General features: G+C 73.0%; 12 protein-coding genes and 1 pseudogene. 10 read left to right on the top strand and 3 right to left on the bottom strand.

The window, feature by feature from the left end:
• The first annotated feature begins 665 nt into the window (after nucleotides 1–665).
• The gene (locus ACZ5KW_RS15430) at nucleotides 666–1712 is read left to right on the top strand and encodes a presenilin family intramembrane aspartyl protease PSH (protein ID WP_343777371.1); all 1047 of its coding nucleotides are present in this window, start codon (nucleotides 666–668) and stop codon (nucleotides 1710–1712) included.
• A gap of 382 nt (nucleotides 1713–2094) precedes the next feature.
• Here ACZ5KW_RS15430 and ACZ5KW_RS15425 read toward each other — a convergent pair whose 3' ends face one another.
• Both ACZ5KW_RS15425 and ACZ5KW_RS15420 read right to left on the bottom strand, forming a co-directional pair.
• On the bottom strand, nucleotides 2095–2604 hold the full coding sequence (locus tag ACZ5KW_RS15425) for a PUA domain-containing protein (protein ID WP_343777373.1): 510 nt from the start codon (nucleotides 2602–2604) through the stop codon (nucleotides 2095–2097).
• Nucleotides 2605–2698: 94 nt separating this feature from the next.
• Nucleotides 2699–6550 carry a tetratricopeptide repeat protein gene (locus ACZ5KW_RS15420; protein ID WP_343777375.1) on the bottom strand — a complete coding sequence of 1284 codons (3852 nt, stop codon included), beginning with the start codon at nucleotides 6548–6550 and terminating at the stop codon, nucleotides 2699–2701.
• 113 nt (nucleotides 6551–6663) lie between these two features.
• On the opposite strand from ACZ5KW_RS15420, the gene ACZ5KW_RS15415 reads away from it, so the two are divergent.
• Entirely contained in the window at nucleotides 6664–8262 is a 1599-nt protein-coding gene (locus ACZ5KW_RS15415; protein WP_343777377.1) for an aldehyde dehydrogenase family protein, read from the top strand.
• Between the two features lie 54 nt (nucleotides 8263–8316).
• Here ACZ5KW_RS15415 and ACZ5KW_RS15410 read toward each other — a convergent pair whose 3' ends face one another.
• Complete coding sequence (locus ACZ5KW_RS15410) at nucleotides 8317–9231, bottom strand: HD domain-containing protein (protein WP_343777379.1); 915 nt, start codon at nucleotides 9229–9231, stop codon at nucleotides 8317–8319.
• Nucleotides 9232–9327: 96 nt separating this feature from the next.
• Here ACZ5KW_RS15410 and ACZ5KW_RS15405 point away from each other — a divergent pair, with 96 nt between their 5' ends.
• The 8 genes and pseudogenes from ACZ5KW_RS15405 (at nucleotide 9328) to ACZ5KW_RS15370 (ending at nucleotide 16684) form a co-directional block, all read left to right on the top strand.
• A complete protein-coding gene (locus tag ACZ5KW_RS15405) occupies nucleotides 9328–9966 on the top strand; it encodes an IS6 family transposase (protein ID WP_004595436.1) in 639 nt (212 codons plus the stop codon).
• A gap of 122 nt (nucleotides 9967–10088) precedes the next feature.
• Nucleotides 10089–10199: pseudogene (locus tag ACZ5KW_RS15400) on the top strand (haloacid dehalogenase type II); the annotation flags it as partial.
• A 249-nt stretch (nucleotides 10200–10448) separates the two neighbouring features.
• Nucleotides 10449–11435 carry a 4-hydroxy-tetrahydrodipicolinate synthase gene (dapA, locus tag ACZ5KW_RS15395; RefSeq protein WP_343780530.1) on the top strand — a complete coding sequence of 329 codons (987 nt, stop codon included), beginning with the start codon at nucleotides 10449–10451 and terminating at the stop codon, nucleotides 11433–11435.
• Nucleotides 11432–12241 (top strand): 4-hydroxy-tetrahydrodipicolinate reductase, encoded by an 810-nt coding sequence (gene dapB, locus ACZ5KW_RS15390; protein ID WP_343780531.1) that lies wholly within the window; start codon nucleotides 11432–11434, stop codon nucleotides 12239–12241. Before dapA ends, dapB begins: the two co-directional genes overlap by 4 nt.
• Nucleotides 12242–12298: 57 nt before the next feature.
• Complete coding sequence (locus ACZ5KW_RS15385; protein WP_343780533.1) at nucleotides 12299–13138, top strand: 2,3,4,5-tetrahydropyridine-2,6-dicarboxylate N-succinyltransferase; 840 nt, start codon at nucleotides 12299–12301, stop codon at nucleotides 13136–13138.
• Nucleotides 13135–14511, top strand: a complete 1377-nt coding sequence (gene lysA / locus ACZ5KW_RS15380) for a diaminopimelate decarboxylase (protein ID WP_343780535.1) — start codon at nucleotides 13135–13137, stop codon at nucleotides 14509–14511. The genes ACZ5KW_RS15385 and lysA overlap by 4 nt, the downstream gene beginning before the upstream one ends.
• Nucleotides 14508–15461, top strand: coding sequence for a diaminopimelate epimerase (gene dapF, locus ACZ5KW_RS15375; RefSeq protein WP_343780536.1), 954 nt, complete (start codon nucleotides 14508–14510; stop codon nucleotides 15459–15461). The genes lysA and dapF overlap by 4 nt, the downstream gene beginning before the upstream one ends.
• Nucleotides 15458–16684, top strand: a complete 1227-nt coding sequence (locus ACZ5KW_RS15370) for a M20/M25/M40 family metallo-hydrolase (RefSeq protein WP_343780537.1) — start codon at nucleotides 15458–15460, stop codon at nucleotides 16682–16684. Before dapF ends, ACZ5KW_RS15370 begins: the two co-directional genes overlap by 4 nt.
• Nucleotides 16685–16704: the final 20 nt, after the last annotated feature.

Below are 16704 nucleotides of genomic sequence, written 5' to 3'. Positions count from 1 at the left end.
CATGTTTATACGCGTGAGACACATACGTCCGATCGCCGAAGTCCGACGCTTTTCTCGTTGGAGTTCGGCGCTAACGATCCGCGCACCCGTCCCGGCCGCCCGGGCGGCGATGCCGTCGACAGCTTGGGGGTCCGCTGTTCGGCCGCCGCCCGCCCGTCCGCCTCTCTCCCCACCTTCCCACTCGCCTTTCGCCCGCTCCGTTCCGGCTGCCACCCCTTCGCGACTTCCTCTCCACCTCGAGTTCCTCCCCACCTCGAGCTCCTCTCCACCCCGACTTCCTTGCTTGGTCCGGCCTCCGCCGCGTCTCGGCTCTCGGTACCGTCCACCGTCGGACCGAGCGTCGATCCCGGGACGACCCGGGGAAGGGTCGCTCGTCGCCCCGCGAGTATCTGCTGTGATAACTCGGGCGATAGCTACTTACGTGACTCGGCAGAGGTGGTAAACGCCGCGGACGAATCCGGCCGGCCCCATCCCGCTTCGGGCCGGCCGGCCACTCGCTTCCACCGTCCGTCGTCCGCCGGCGTGGGTTCGGGCCCACCCGCTCCCACACCGAGCCCGAACCCCTTTCTGTACGCGTTCTCCGCTCCGGGCAGCGGCCGATGTCGCCCGCGGTCCCGCGTCCGAAGCGCAAGGACGAAACCCTCGGCCGACGAACCGGCGGTCGAATGTTCCCCCGCGAGTATCGCGGCGTCGCCTTCGTGATCGGACTGTTCCTAGTCGTCCAAGTGGGCGCGCTGGCGCTGGTCCCCGAGTTCGCCGAGAGCGGGTACCAGGCGGTCGAGAACCCCGACAACCCGGCGAACAGCCTGCTGTACGTCGTCGCCATCGTCGCGATGACCGGGGTGATGCTGGCGGCGTTCCGGTACGACTTCGACTGGGCGATCCGGCTGCTGATCGTCGGCACCTCCGCGTGGCTCTCGTGGTACGTCTTCTCGGCGCTCGTCTCGCCGCTCGCGGCCGTGGTGCCGGCGGTCGCGGTCGGCGTCGGGCTGCTCGTTCACCCGGAGTGGTACGTGATCGACACTGCCGGCGTGTTGATGGGGGCTGGCGCGGCCGGGCTGTTCGGCATCTCCTTCGGCCTGTTGCCGGCGCTCATCCTGCTCGCGGTCCTCGCCGTCTACGACGCGGTCTCGGTGTACGGCACCGAACACATGCTGTCGCTCGCGGAGGGCGTGATGGACCTCAACATCCCGGTCGTGTTGGTGATCCCGCTGTCGCTGTCGTACTCGCTGCTCGATTCGGGCCCCGCCAGCGAGGAGGCCGCAGGGGTCGGTGAGGACGCGGACGGCGAGGGGGACGCGGCCGACGCGGCGTCGGCGGAAGACGGGGCGGCGAAAGACGCAGAAGCGGACGGTTCGACGGCGGCCTCGAACGAGGGAAGCGGCAAGAACGACGACGACGCGGGCGAACGCGACGCCTTCTTCATCGGACTCGGCGACGCCGTCATCCCGGCGGTGTTGGTCGCGAGCGCGGCGACGTTCTCGTCGGCGCCGAACCTGTCGGTGCCCCTCGTGGGCGTCAACCTCCCGGCGCTGCTCGCGATGGTCGGGAGCCTCGCGGGGTTGGTCGTGCTCATGCGCTGGGTGATCCGCGGCCGGGCCCACGCCGGACTGCCGCTGTTGAACGGCGGGGCGATAGGCGGCTACCTGATCGGGTCGCTGATCGCGGGTGTGCCCCTGATCGAAGCGCTGGGGCTCGCGGCGTTCTTCTAGGCCGATCCGGGCGTAACATTACGGTCGGCGGCGGCCACCGGCATCGAAACTGCTCGGGTATCCGCGGTCGGAGCCGACGAGGGCTCTCCGGCTACCGAGACCCCCGAAGCCCCAGTCGCGAGGGGTCGCGCGGCTCGCTGTGCGCTTCAGTCACTCACTTCGTTCGTTCCCTCCAGTGCTTGCTTCGCCGTGCTTCGCCCTCGCGACTGCCCCTTCGAGTCCCGCCCCGCACCGCAACAGCACCGCGCCTCACGCCTCCCCAGCCTCGTCGGGCGCGTCCGTCGGACTCCCCTCGGTCGTCCTCGGCGCGCCCGACTCCCTCGCGCGTGCTGTTCGGCCGCGGAGCGGCCTCTCAGGCACGCGCCACCGCACGTGTACGTCGTCAGTCGTCGTCGCTCGGATTCCCGTCCCGCATCTTGACGGCGACGCCGGAGCCGAGCGCCTCCGCTTCGGCGCCGGAGAGTTCGGCGCGGCCGACCCCGAAGACCGCGTCGCCCTCGTCGACGACGACGACCTCGTCGCCCGGGCGGATCCCGTCGTCGGCCGCGGTGACGAACTTGGCGAACGCGTCGCGGCCCTCGCGCACGAACGGCTCGCTCTCCTCGCCGACGACCATCCGATGTCGCGGGGCGTCGAAGGCGTCGTAGAGTCGCTTTCCGCCGGCGATACCGAGCGTGAAGCGGCCGTCGGTGCCGTACGAGACGAGGCGGTCGCCCTCGCTGCTGCCGGGGGTGTCGTCGACGTCGCCGTCGATCACCTGTCGCGGGCGGCCGCCGCTCGATCGGCGGACCGTGAGCGGGTCGCCCGGGGGGAACAGCGCGTCGCCCGCGCCCGCCCCGAACTGGTAGTCGGCGGCGGTCCGCAGGTCCGCGAGGACGTCGGCGTCGGTCATGGCCGGGCTTTCGCGGCCGCGCGGAAATCGGTTGCGACACGCTCGGCGCGCCGCTCCTCGGATTCGGCGGGTCTCGGCGACCGCGCTGAGCGCGTCACTCGACGGACGGGAACGGCGCGGTGACCTCGTCGCCGTCGACGCGCCAGCGCTCGGCGAGGCGTCGGTACGTCGCCGGGTCGGCCGCCGGCTCCGACCCGACGGCCTCCGGCGGCGACTCGCGAAGGGCGGCGGACAGCGCCTCGCGATCCAGTCGCTCCCCGTCGCCGTCCGCGAGCGCGTCGGCGAGCGTTCCGGCCGCCGAGGCGATCACCTTCGCGCTCTCGATCCGGTGGCCGAGGTCGAGCGCCGCGGTCAGTCGCTCCGCGGTCGCCGCCGCGTCGCCGCGCTCGGCCGCGACCGCACCGAAGGCCGCGCGCGACTCCGCCTCGACCAGCGTGAACCCCCCCGCCAGCGCGGCGTCGATCGCGTCTCGCAGCGCCGCCTCCGCCGTCTCGGTGTCGCCGCGTTCGAGCGCGAGCAACCCGCGAAGCCGGTTCAGCGCCGCCACCCGTTTTCGCCCCGGGTGGTCGCCGATCAGCGACTCGGTCCGCTCGATCAGTCGCGCCGCCGCCTCGTCGTCGCCGCGGTCGAGCGCGACCTCGGCCAGCATCGTGGTCGCCATGGCGCTCCGACTGTCGGCGCCCAACGCCTCCAGCGACGCGAGCGCGTCCCGCAGGTACCGCTCGGCGCGGTCGAGGTCACCGGAGAGGTGCGCCGCGTCGCCGAACTGACACACCGCGAACGCTTCGTAGAGGTCGGAGCCGATCCGGCCGGCGATCGCGCGCGCCTCGGACGCGCGGGCGACCGCCTCGTCGACGTCTCCGCGCTGTTGTGCGACCCCCGAGAGGTTCAGGTGGGAGATCGCTTCCCGGTGTTCGTCGCCGACCGTCCGGTAGCCGTCGAGCGCGCGCTTCCCGGTCCGTTCGGCGCGGTCGAGGTCGCCGCGACGCCGCAGCGTGACCGCGAGGTTCGTCCGGACGTTCGCCTCTCCGTGAGTGTCGTCGTGCCGCCGGAACAGGTCGCCCGCGACCCGGTAGTGATCGAGGACGGCGTCGGTCCCGTCGAGGGCGTCGAGCGCGTTCCCGACGTCCATCAGCGCCTTCGCCGTCGCGATCGGGTCGCCGATCTCGGCGGCGATGGCGTACGCCCGCGAGGCCGCCTCGTACGCGACCTCGTAGTCCCCGGCGAAGTGGGCCGCCTGCGCCCGTCCCCGGATCGCCGCCGCGAGTCCGGCGCGGTCGCCCGCGGCCGCGAAGCGCCCTTCGGCCCGCTCGAACCGCTCGCGCGCCGCGTCGTACTCCCCGCGGCGGCGCGCCACGTCGCCGTAGCCGCGCTCCCGCTCGGCCGCGCCCGCCTCGTCCGTCGGCCGCCACGCGTCCAGCGCGTCGGTCGCGCCGTCGAGGTCGCCGGCGTCGATATACATCCGCGCCACCCACTCCGCCGGTCGGTCGCGCAGGTCGTCGGGGCACGCGTCCGGGAGGTCGATCCACGCGTAGCGGACCCGGCCGTACAGCGCCGCAAGCCGCGGGTAGCGTCGGCCGACGCCGTACACCGCCCGCACCGTCTCGGCCGCCCACGCGCTCGGGTCGCGCTCGATCCGGTCCACGGTCGGCGCGTCACCGCCGACGGCGCGTCGAACGCGGGAGCGGCGCGCGGGGTCGTCGGCGAGCGCCAGCACCCGCGACGCCGCCCGCCCCACGCGCCTCGCGACGACCGGCTCCGGCTCCCGCTCCACGAGGCGCTCCAAGAACAGCACCGACCACTCGTCGTGTACGGTGCGCCCCTCGCCGTCGCCCGACCCGACGAGCGCCGTCCCGACCAGCCGGTCGAGCGCCCGGCGAACCCCGTCGGCGGTCGGCGACGACTCCCCGCCGATCTCCGCGTCGGAACCCCTCTCAGGGCCGCCGACGAGCGCGTACGCCAGCGTCCGGCCGTCGCCCACGCCGGCGACGTTGAGCAGGTTCACCAACACCGCCACGTCCGCGGTCGGCGGCGGCCGGTTCCGGACCTCCCGGACCGCCTCGGCGACCGACCGCTCCAGCGCGGAGGTCGGGCCCGAGTCGCTCTCGTCGCTCGTCGCCGTCACCGCGTGGTCGGCGGTCCCGTTCGGGCCGTCGGCTCCCGCGACCCCGTCGCCGGTCGCCCGAACGAGGCGGTGAACGAGGCAGAGCAGCTCTCCGACTCGCTCGTCGTCGGTTCGTCGCACGTCGGCGAGCAGGGAACTCGGGTCGGCGGCCGGGGTCGACCCGGTGCAGTCGGCGGCGTGACGAACGAACCGCTCGACCTCGCGCTCGTCGAGCCGCGGCATCCGAACGGTCTCGATCGCCCGCCGGTAGCGGAGGTCAGCGGGCGACAGCGGGAGCCCGTCGGGGTCGTCGTACGGCCCCTCGCGCGCGTCGAACAGGAACGAGACGTCGTCGCGGTCGGCCAACTCGCGGGCGACGCCGACCGCCTCCGCGGCCGCCGGGTCGACCGCGTCCTCGACGACCACGAGGTGGTGGCCGTCGCCCTCGGCGACTCGTTCCCGCAGCCGCTCCGTCGCGGTGAACGGCTCGCCGCCGCCGCTCGACCGGTACGTCACCGGGCCGCGACCGGACCGATACCACGCGACTGCGACGCTCCGACACACGGTGCTCTTGCCGCTCCCCGGCGGCCCGACCACCGCGTGATCGGTCCCCGCCGCGAGTCCCTCGACGAGCAGGTCGGCGACCGAGCGCCGCTCGCCGTCGAAGGTCCCCGTCCTGTCGAGGACGAACCCGGCGTCGACCTCGGGGAACGACGCGGTGGCCCGGAGCGGTCCGTACGGCACCGGCTCCCCGGCCAGCCGGTCCTCGTCGACCGCATGGAAGCCCTGCGCGGCGAGCGGGTCGCGACCCCGCCGGTCCGACTCGACCCGTCCCAGCAGGCCGGCCGAGCCGCTGCCCCGCCCCGTCGCCTCGGACGCGCCCGCGTCCCGGTCGCCGGATGAACCGTCCGAGTCGTCGCCGGAGGAGCCGTCCGAGTCGTCGCCGGAGGAGCCGTCCGAGTCGTCGCCGGAGGAGCTGTCCGAGTCGTCGCCGGAGGAGCTGTCCGAGTCGTCGCCGGAGGAGCGCCCGTTTCGGGGGTCGCCGGTCCTCCGGTCCGACGCAGCGTCTTTCACCGCCGCGAGCGCCTCGCCGCCGTCTCGCCCCCGGTCGATCAGGTCGCGAACCGCGCGTTCCGCCCACGCGACCGCCTCGGGATCGGTCGACACCGCCGCGCCGTGGAGGGTACCGTCGGCGTCGAACGTGAGGAGGAGCGCGGTGTCGTCGGCCGCGACGACGCCCGCGTCGACGGCGTCGACCGCCGCGACCCGACAGCCCTCCCGCCGCGCGACCGTTCCGAGGTCGTCCGCGAACCGTTCGACCGCGTGTCGGTACGCCCCCGCTGCCAGCGCGAGGTCGACGGTTCCGCCGCCGACCGCCGTGCGCCGGAACCGCTCGGCGATCCGGGGATAGGGGAACGCCGGGAGCGCGGCCGCGACCGCGTCGGCGTCGGCGAGCGCCTCGTCGAGCACCTCCAGCGGCCGATAGGGGTCGGGCGTCGCGGCCCGGTACGTCTCCGCTTCGCGCAGTATCACCGGGGAGACGTCGACCGCGGCGTCCAGGGGGTCGAGCACGTCGCCGGCGGCCGCGAGGTCGTCGGCGACGGTCAGGAGGTCGCGGTAGCCCTCGGCGAGCAGTCGCCCGGAGAGCGTCGTCCGGTAGCCGTCCGTCTCGCCGGCGACGAGCCCGGCCGCCTCCAGTTCGTCTATCGCGCGGTTCACCGTCGACCGCGAGTGGTCGAGCGCGTCGACGAGCTCGTGTTTCCGCAGCGGCTCCGCCGCGAGCCGTTCGAGGAAGTCGAGGCGCCGTTCGACGACGCCGACGAGCTCCGACGGCTCGGTCATACGTCCCCTGAACCGTACCACCGGTATAACTGTTTCTTCGGTGACGACTCTCCGCGGGGTGACACAGTGGTTCACGGGGTGAGAATAAGTCGGTTCGATTCGCACGCGAACGCATGAACGGGGACCGGGCGGACGAGACGGACGGGCCGGGAACGGCCGCCGAGCCCGGCGAATCGGTCTCGACCGGCGAGCGCGAAGGGTCGGGACCGGAGAGCGGGGTCGACGAGTCGCGACCGACGCGCGGGCTCAGCGAGCCGGGGGCGACGGGCGGCTCCTCCGCTTCGAGTCCGGACGGACTACCGAGCCGCCCGGCGCGGACCGTGGCGTCGGCGCGGACCGCGGCCGACGAGCTCGAAACGTGGGCGCCGGGCGACGTGAAGGGCCTCGTGCGGGCGGTCGGCGAGCGGTTGGCGGACAGGGAGACCGTCAGCCGACTCGCGCGGTCGGCGGCCAACGAGACGGGGCGGGGCCACCCGGGGACGAAGACCGAGAAGATAGCGACCGCGCTCGACGGCGCCCGACGGTCGGTCCGGGGCGCGCCGACCGCCGGCGTGGTCGAGCGCGACGGCGCGGCGGGCACCGTGACCGTCGCCGGGCCGCACGGCGTGGTCGGCGCGGCGGTCCCCGCGACGCACCCCGTCGTGGTCCCCGCGGTCCTCTCGCTGTACGGCCTCGCCGCCCGGAACGCGGTCGTGTTCGCGCCCTCGCCCTCGACCGTGGAGACGTGCGACGTCGTCGTCGAGACCGTCCGCCGGGCGCTGTCGGGCGCCGGGGCGCCGACCGACGCGGTCTCGATGCTGCCCGCCCCGGCATCGAAACCCGGGACCGACGCGCTGTTCGAGCGGGCGGACTTCGTCGTCGCGGCCGGCTCCGAGGCGACGGTCGCGGCCGGACAGCGGTGCGGGACGCCGAACGTCGCCGCGAGCGCGGACGGCGTCGTCGCCGTCGCCGACGGGTCGGTCCCGCCCGAGGCGGTGGCCACGCGGGTCGCCGTCGGCGCGACGTACGACTTCGGGGCCCACCCCGCCGGCGACGCCGCGGTCGTGACGGTGACGCCCGCCGTGGCCGACCTGTGTGCCGCGCTCGAGGCCGAGGGCGGGTACGTCCTCGACTTCGACGAGCGAGAGCGGTTCCGAGCGCTCCTCGGCGACTCGGTCGCCGGAAGCGGTCGCGGCGCGGACGAACGGAGCCGAGAGAGCGACGAGGCGACCGGTACCGAGTCCGACCCGCGGGGGAACTCGCCGCGGTGGCTGGCGGCCGCACTGGACCTCCCGAGCGCGGCCCGCGAGGCGGCCTTCCTCGTCGCCGAGCCGGAGGGGGCCGACGACCCGCTCGCGACGCTGCCCGGCGTTCCCGCGGTCGCCGTCCACGGCCGCGACGGGTTCGACGCCGCGACCGGGCTCGCGGCCGAGATCGGTTCCCCGCACGCCGCGGCGGTCCACACCACCCAACAGCGCCGGGCTCGCCGGGTCGCGGAGCGGCTCGCGCCGGGCCGTCTCGTGGTCAACCAGCCGGGGATCGCGGCGACGGGCACGCGGTCGAACGGGTTCGCGACGGCGCCCGTCCTCGGCGGCGGGGCCGCCGAGGGAAGCCAACTGTACGGCGGACTCACCCCGGAGCGTCTCGCGCAGACGGCGACGGTGGCCGCGACGAGCGTCGTCGACGAGGCCTCCCACCGGAACGGCGCCGGCGAGACGCTCCGCGGTCCCTGAGCGACGGGAAGAGCGAATTAGCACGCGACGGGTGCCGACCCGGACCGCGGCCCCTCAGAGCTCGATCCGGTCGACTATCGTGCCGTTCCCGTCCGCGCCGTCGCTGTGGGTGTTGATCGCGACGGTTCGGATCCGATCTCCCAGCAGCGACCCGTCGATTTTCGCCTTCAACAGGGAGTCGACCTGATAGACGCCGGCGGCGTTGTTCATGCGGATCACGACCTGAACGGGGGTCTCGTCCCCCCCGCGGAGCGAGACGCGTTCGATCGCCTGCGAGGAGACGGTGTTGATCCCGCGACCCCCTTCCTCGTAGGGGACCCGCGAGCGGCCGCGCTCCATGTCGAGCCCGTCAGCGATCCGGACGACGCCGGCCTCCAGCGTGAGCGGTTGCTCCTCGGTGTGGTGACAGAGGATGGCGTGGAGCACCTCCGCCTTCACGCGGACGCAGTCGCCGACGTCGTAGAAGCTCGGCAGGAGGTCGTCTAAGAGGTCCGCGGCGAGCGGGATCGAGTAGTACGGGTGATCGTGGCGGTGGACGACGTGGCCGATGTCGTGGAGCGTCGCCGCCAGCGCGACGATCACCGGCTCGTCCGCCTCGTCGAGCCCCTGCTGGCGGGCGCCGTTGAACTCCACGCCGCCCGTCTTCAGCAGGTCGTAGAGTCGTAGCGCGCGGTCGCGGACGATCTCGACGTGTTTGGCGCCGTGGTCGTTGTACCCCTTGCGGGCGACGGGGTTGACGTTCTGCGCCTCCAGGTAGGCGACGACCTCTTCGTCCGATTCCAGCCGGGCGAGGACCTCGTTGAGCCGTTCGTCCGGGAACGCGTGCTCGGCGTCCGGGTCGTACTCGTGGCGGCCGGCGTCGGTGTCGCCGTCGACTTCCCTGGCCGGGGCCGGCGCGTCCTCCGCTGTCGGGTCGTGGACGCCGTCGCCGTCGGCCGGGTCGGACGCGTCGTCGGAAGGGTCGCTCATGCGTCCTCCAGAGTCGCCGGCCGGGGATAAATGTGCGAGGCCCGAGGCTCGGCGATGTTAAGTTAAGAACGAGGCGGTTGGTATTTCGAATGCTCTATGTCCGAATCCAACCGCCTCGACGTCTGTACTGATTGGATCGACTTGGAGTTTGTGGAGCGAGAGCGGACACCCCACGAGATCATTGAAACCGGTATTCAGCTCCACCTTGCTGGCCTATCACTTTCGAATACCAAACAGTATCTTGAGAGGTTGGGTGTCGAGCGAAGTCGAACAGCAATTCACAACTGGATTCAAAAGGCCGATCTACAGCCAGCTGACGGTGCGAGCCCGAATCGCGTTGCGGTCGACGAGACTGCGATTCAGATCGACTCAGACCGATTCTGGCTGTATGCCGCCGTAGATCCTCGTACAAACGAATTCCTCCACGTTGACGTATTTCCCGTTCAAAACCAACAATTTACTTTGGTGTTTCTCCGCGATCTCAGAGAGAAACACCACGTTGACGACGCGCTCTTTCTGGTTGATGCTGGCGGACATCTCACGGCTGCGCTCTCACGTACCTCGCTCCGATTTCAAATTACTCGTCATGGAAATCGGAATGCTGTCGAACGTATCTTTAGAGAAGTAAAACGCAGAACCTCTTCATTTTCAAATACATTCAGAAATGCGGAGCCGACGGCGGCAGAATCATGGCTCCGAGCCTTCGCCGTCTGCTGGAACCGATGCTTAAGTTAACACGACCCCGAGGCTCCCGGTCCGGCCCCTCGTGCCGCCGGCGGCCGCGGCCCCGCCCCTGCCGCTCGACGCCGACCGCGTCTCGACGGTGAGGTTCGACTCGGACAGTCACGCTCGTGTACGTGGAGGCCGCGCGGGTGGACCGGAAGGGCCCGCCGTGGGAACCGTTCGGCGGCGATCCGGACGCGACCGTCGAGACGCTCCACGGCCCCGCCGACCTGCTCGGGGCGTGACCGAGTCGGCAGTTTCGGCGCGAGGCGCAATCTATAAGCGGACCACTCCGGTATCGAACGGTGTGACCCGACCCGCGTCCACGCTCGGCTCGCCGACGCCACCAGCGACGCGGCTCTTCTCGAAGAAACGGGCGTGAGCCGTCCGCCGGCGGGAGTGGCGACCCCGTCCCGGACGACCCCCGACCCGCGGCCCGCTCGGGGTCGCGCGACCGCTCCGCTCGACGACCGACCCGACTACCAGACCACACCATGACGGACACGACGACGACCACCCCGTACGCGACGGCAGAACCGACAGACAGCAACGCGACCGACGCGCCGTTCGAGGGCGTCTACCCGGCGATGACGACCCCGTTCACAGACGGCGACGCGGTCGACCACGATCAGCTCGCCGCGAACGCGCGGTTCCTCGAACGCGCCGGCGTCGACGGGGTCGTCCCCGTCGGCTCCACCGGCGAGTCCGCGACGATGAGCCACGACGAACACGTCGCGGTGATCGAGACGGTCCGCGACGCGCTCGACGACATCCCCGTGATCGCGGGCACCGGCTCGAACAACACCGCGGAGGCGCTCTCGCTGTCCGAGCGCGCGGCCGACGCCGGCGCCGACGGCCTCCTCCTCATCTCGCCGTACTACAACAGGCCCGAGCCCGCGGGCTTTCTGAAGCACTACCGAACCATCGCCGACGCGGTCGACATCCCGCAGATCGTCTACAACGTCCCGAGCCGCACGGGGCAGTCGATCCCGGTCGACGTCGCGGTCGAACTCGCGGAACACCCGAACATTCAGGGCTACAAGGCGGCCTCGGGCGACCTGAACCGGATCAGCGAGGTGATCGAGCGGACGCGCGACGAGTCGTTCGCGGTGCTGTCGGGCGACGACGGGCTCACCCTGCCCGTGCTGTCGGTCGGCGGCACGGGGACGATAAGCGTGGTCGCCAACGTCGAGCCCGAGCGTACCTGCGCGATGGTCGGCGCCGCGCTCTCGGGCGACTACGACCGCGCGCGGGCGCTCCACCACGAGCTCTCGCCGCTCGTCCGCGAACTGTTCGCCGAGACGAACCCCATCCCGGTGAAGGAGGCGATGCACATCCGCGGGCGGGGCGGACCGCGCGTCCGCCCGCCGCTCTCGCGGCTCTCCGAGGAGCGACGCGAGTCGCTGCGCGACCTGCTAGCGGAGTACGAACGCGGCGCCCCGGGCGCGGTCGACCCCGCGGCGACGGGGGGCGCGGAATGAGCGCGGACTCGCCGCTCTCCGTCGCCGTCACCGGCGCCGGCGGTCGCATGGGCCGCGAGGTGATCGCGGCCGCCGCCGACCGCGAGGGCGTCACGGTCGCGGTCGCGGTCAATCGGAGTCCGGTCGATCCCGTGGCCGGCGTCGCGGTCGAGGACGCCGACCGACTCGACGACCTGCTCGCGAGCGAGCGGCCCGACGTGCTGATCGACTTCACCGGCCCGGACTCGGCGGTCGCGTACGCCGAGGCCTGCGCGGGCGCCGGCGTCCCCCTCGTGACCGGGACGACCGGCTTCGCGGACGGACAGATAGAGGGCCTCCGCGCCGCGAGCGACGCGGTTCCGGTCCTCAAAGCGTCGAACTTCGCGCGCGGCGTCGCCGCGCTCCGCCGGGCCGTGCGCGAGGCGGCCGCGGCGCTGCCCGGCTACGACGTGGAACTGACCGAGACGCACCACAACGCGAAGCGCGACGCCCCCTCCGGCACCGCGGGGTCCATCCTCGACGACGTGGAGGAAGTCCGCGAAGACCTCGACGAGCGCGTCCACGGTCGCGAGGGCGACGCGCCGCGGAGCGCCGGCGAGATCGGCGTCCACGCCCGTCGAGCGGGCGACGTAACCGGCGAGCACGAGGTCCTCCTGGCGGGGAACCGCGAGACGCTCGAACTCACGCACCGCGCCGGCGACCGCGGGGTGTTCGCCGAGGGCGCGCTCGACGCCGCCGCGTGGCTCGCCGGCCGCGACGCCGGCTGGTACGGGTTCGCCGACGTGCTTGACGCGGGCGCTGCCGCCGACGGAGCCGCGAATGAATGACCTTCAGACATCCGGACATCGACGAGTAAATACCGCCACTCAGCCATACACCAGCCAATGAGCCTCGAATCCGACGTCGCCGATCTGTGGGACCGCTATCAGGACGGACTGACCGCCGCCGACGCGACCGACGACGACGCGGCCGTGATCGACGCGTTCCTCGCCGCGCTGGAGGCCGGCGAGGTGCGCGCCGCCGAGAAGACCGGCGACGACGTCACCTCGTGGGAGGCCAACGAGTGGGTCAAGCGAGGCATCCTGCTCAACTTCGGCCTGCGCGAGACCGAGCCGCGCCAGTACGGCGGCGTCACCTACCACGACGTGCTGCCGCTGCGCGACACGGCCGACCTCGCCGAGCGCGGCACGCGGAACACGCCCGACGGGACGGCGATCCGCCGCGGCGCGTACCTCGGCAGCGACTGTATCATGATGAGCCCCTCGTTCGTCAACATGGGCGCGTACGTCGGCGACGGCACCCTCGTCGACTCCTGTGACACCGTCGGCTCGTGCGCACAGCTCGGCGAGAACGTCAAGCTCGGGGCCAACACGCTGATCGGCGGGGTCCTCGAACCGGTCGAGGACGCCCCCGTCATCGTCGAGGACGGCGTCTCGCTCGGCGCGGGCTGCCGGGTCACGAGCGGGTTCCGCGTCGGCGAGAACTCCGTCGTCGGCGAGAACACGCTCCTGACGCCCCGCATCCCCGTCTACGACCTCGTCGAGGAGGACGTGATCTACGGTCACCTCCCGGCCGAGCGCCGCGCGTTCACCCGGATGGTGGAGTCGTCCGTCGGCGACCACGACCTCTTCGAGGGCGGCGCGTACAAGCCCGCCGTCGTCGCGACGCACGTCGAGGAGGAGACCCTAGAAGCGACGCGACGGGAGGACGCGCTCCGCGAATGAGCGACCGCGACGCGGGCGCGGAGGCGACGAGCGAACCCGCCGCCGACAACCCCTCGGTCCGCCGCGTGAGCGACTGGGACGCCAAGCGCCTGCGCGGCCTCGCGGCCGAGTATGAGACCCCGCTATACGTCCAGGACCTCGACCGCGTCCGCGAGAACTGCGAGCGGCTGCTCGGGGCGTTCCCCGACGCGGACGTGCGATACGCGGTCAAGGCGCACACCGGACGCGCCGTCCTGGAGGCGGTCCGCGACGCCGGCCTCGACGCCGAGTGCGCGTCGGCCGGCGAGGTCGACCGCGCGCTCGCGGCCGGCTTCGACGGCTCCCGGCTCCACTACACCGCGGTGAACCCGCCGGCCCGCGACCTCGACTACGTCGTCGGCGTCGCCGCGGCCGAGCCCGACCTCACCGTGACGGTCGGCGCGCTCGACACCCTCGACCGGCTGGCCGAGCGCGGCTACGACGGGCGGGTCTGCGTCCGCGTCAACCCCGGCGTCGGCGCGGGCCACCACGAGAAGGTGACCACCGGCGGCGCCGCGAAGTTCGGCGTCCCCTACGACCGCGCCGCGGAGGCGGCTCGGGAGGCGGCGGAGCGGTTCGACGTGGTCGGCGTCCACGCCCACGCCGGCTCCGGCATCGACCCCGAACAGCTGGACAGCCACCGCGAACTGGTCGCGCGGATGGGCGACCTAGCGCGGGAGCTGATCGACCCCGACGACGGCTCCGCCGACCCCCTCGATCTGGAGTACGTCGACGTCGGCGGCGGGTTCGGCGTCCCCTACGAGGAGGACGCGCCGCCGCTCGACCTGCCGGCGGTGGCCGCGGCCACTCGCGAGGCGGTCGCGCCCCTGCCCGCGAGCGTGGACCTCGCCGTCGAGCCCGGTCGGTACGTCGTCGCCGACGCCGGCGTCCTCCTGACGCGGGTGAACACGGTGAAGCCGACGCCGGACGAGACCGTCGTCGGCGTCGACGCCGGGATGACGGACCTGCTTCGCCCGGCGATGTACGACGCGTACCACCCGATCGCCAACCTCGGCGGCGGGCTGGAGCGCGACGGCAACGACTCGCCGGCCCCGGAAGACCGGGAGGCAACCCCTGTCACGGTCGCCGGACCTATCTGTGAGACCGGCGATACGCTCTGTAGGAACCGGGCGCTCGGCGACCCGACCCGCGGGGACCTCCTCGCCGTCGGCGTCGCGGGCGCCTACGGATACGAGATGGCGAGCCAATACAACTCACGGCCGCGACCCGCGGAGGTCGCGCTCGACGACGGAACCGCGACGGTCGCCCGGCGCCGCGAGACGCTCGGCGACCTGACGGCGGCCGAACGGGACGCGAACCGGCACCGAGCCGAGGGCACGGAGGGCGTCAGATGAACGCCCACGCCGTCCCGGTCGAGAAGTACCACGGCACGGGCAACGACTTCCTCGTCGTCGACGCGGACAACGCTAACGTCGGCGACCGCGGGGCGTTCGCGCGGACGCACTGCGACCGCGAGACGGGCGTCGACCGGGCCGACTTCGACGCCGGGTCGGCGGGCGACGCTCGGCGCGGCGCCGACGGCGTCCTCTTTTTGAGCATCGAGGAGCGGTTCGCGCCGACGCGCGTGGTGATGACGCTGGTCCAGCCCGACGGCTCCACCGCGACGATGTGCGGCAACGGCGCTCGGGTCGTCGCGCGGTGGGCGCACGACCGGACCGGAGACCGCGAGTTCATGATCGACACGCAGGCCGGGACGCGGCGCGCCACCGTGAACGCGGACGCGTCCGAGGCCACCATCGAGATGGGCGAGCCGACGTTCGGCCCGACCCGCGTCCCGGTCGCCCGCGAGGGCGCGGCCGCCGGGGAACCGCTGGTCGACGAGCGAGTCGAGGGACTGCGCGTCACCGCCGTGAACACGGGCGTTCCGCACGCCGTCGCGTTCGTCGACGGCGGCCGCGACGACGCCGACGGGATCGACGCGGTCGACCTCGACGCGGTCGACCTCGACGCGGTCGCGCCGCCGGTCCGCCACGCCGACGTCTTCCCCGAGGGCGCGAACGTGAACCTCGCCGCGGTCGTCGACGACGGGAGCGGGGAGGGACCTGCCGTCCTCGACCAGCGAACCTTCGAGCGCGGCGTCGAAGGCGAGACGCGCTCCTGTGGCACCGGCGCGGTCGCGGTCGTCGCGGTCGCCCGTCGGCTGGGACTGATCGAAGGCGAGTCCGCGGTGAGCCGGCCGCCGGGCGGCGAACTGTCGATCACCGTCCCCGACGAGGGTCACGCCACGCTGACCGGGCCGGTCGCCCACGAGTTCTCGGGGACGCTTCCGTTCGACCCCCGATGAGCGACGCCGCGTTCGACCCGGTCTCGTTCCTCGAGGACGCCGTTCGGATCCCCTCCCACGAGTCGGTCGACGAGATGCGCGAGCTCGTCGTGGAGACCCTCGACCGGTTCGGGGTCGAGACCGAGGTCGTCGAGGGCTGCGTGGTCGCCGAGAAGCGCTCCGACGCGCCCGGCCGCGGGCCGCATCTCGTGTTGAACACGCACCTCGACGCGGTGACGCCGCACGTCCCGTTCGAACGCGGGCCCGCCCGGGACGACGAGCGCGGCGGCGACTCCGCGTCGGTCGAGGCGGGCGAGACGGGGCGGCAGGCGGTCGTTCGCGGACGCGGCGCGTGCGACGCGAAGGGACCGCTCGCGGCGCTGCTGTCGGGCTTTCTGACGACCGACCCCGACCGCGGCCGGATCACGCTCGCGCTCACGCCCGACGAGGAGGCCCTCTCGCTCGGCGCGGCGGCGCTGACGGGGCAGCTTTCGGACACCGAGGACCGCCTCGACGGCGACCTGTTTCTGGTCGGCGAGCCGACCGGCCTCGACGCGTGTACCGCCGCGAAGGGACGGTTTCAGGCGACCGTCGAACTGTCCGGGACGGCCGCTCACGCCGCGGAGTTCGCGGGGGCGAACGCGGTGGCGGCCGCGGAGGACGCGCTCGCCGCGATCCGGACCTTCGACGACGACGCGACCGAACACCCGCAACTCGGCCCGCCGAAGCTCACCCCGACCGTGATCGGGGGCGGCGACGCGACGAACCAGGTGCCGGCCGACTGCGAGATAACGGTCGACCGCCGGAGCGTTCCGCCCGAGTCCGCCGCGGCGTTCCGGTCGGCGCTCGCGGCCGCGGTCAGCGAGTCGCTCGCGGCGGACCGCGGCGTCGACGTCGCGGTCGCGCTCACCGACCGCGAGTCGCCGTTCCTCGAGGCGTTCGCGACCGACCCGGACCACGAACTCGTGAGCGCGGTGGCCGCCGGCGCGCGGGACGCCGGCGAGGCGGTCGGCCTCCCGAGCGACCGAGGCGGCGACGTACGCCCGTTCGGCGCGGCGACCGAGGCGTCGTACTTCGCGCCGGCGCCGACGGTCGTGTTCGGTCCCGGCGACATCGCCGACGAGTCCGGCGCGGTCGCTCACGCCGAGCGCGAGTACGTCCGGGTGCGTGAGGTGGAGGCGGCCGCGACGGCCGTGGAACGCGCGGTCGCGGCGCTGCTCGGCGACGGCGACGTGGGCCTGTAAAGAGGCACGTGACGGCGGCG

This window comes from Halorubrum ejinorense (genome assembly GCF_055389685.1).
The sequence above is the reverse complement of the archived record's forward strand: the minus strand, read 5'-3'. Positions and strand labels throughout refer to the sequence as shown.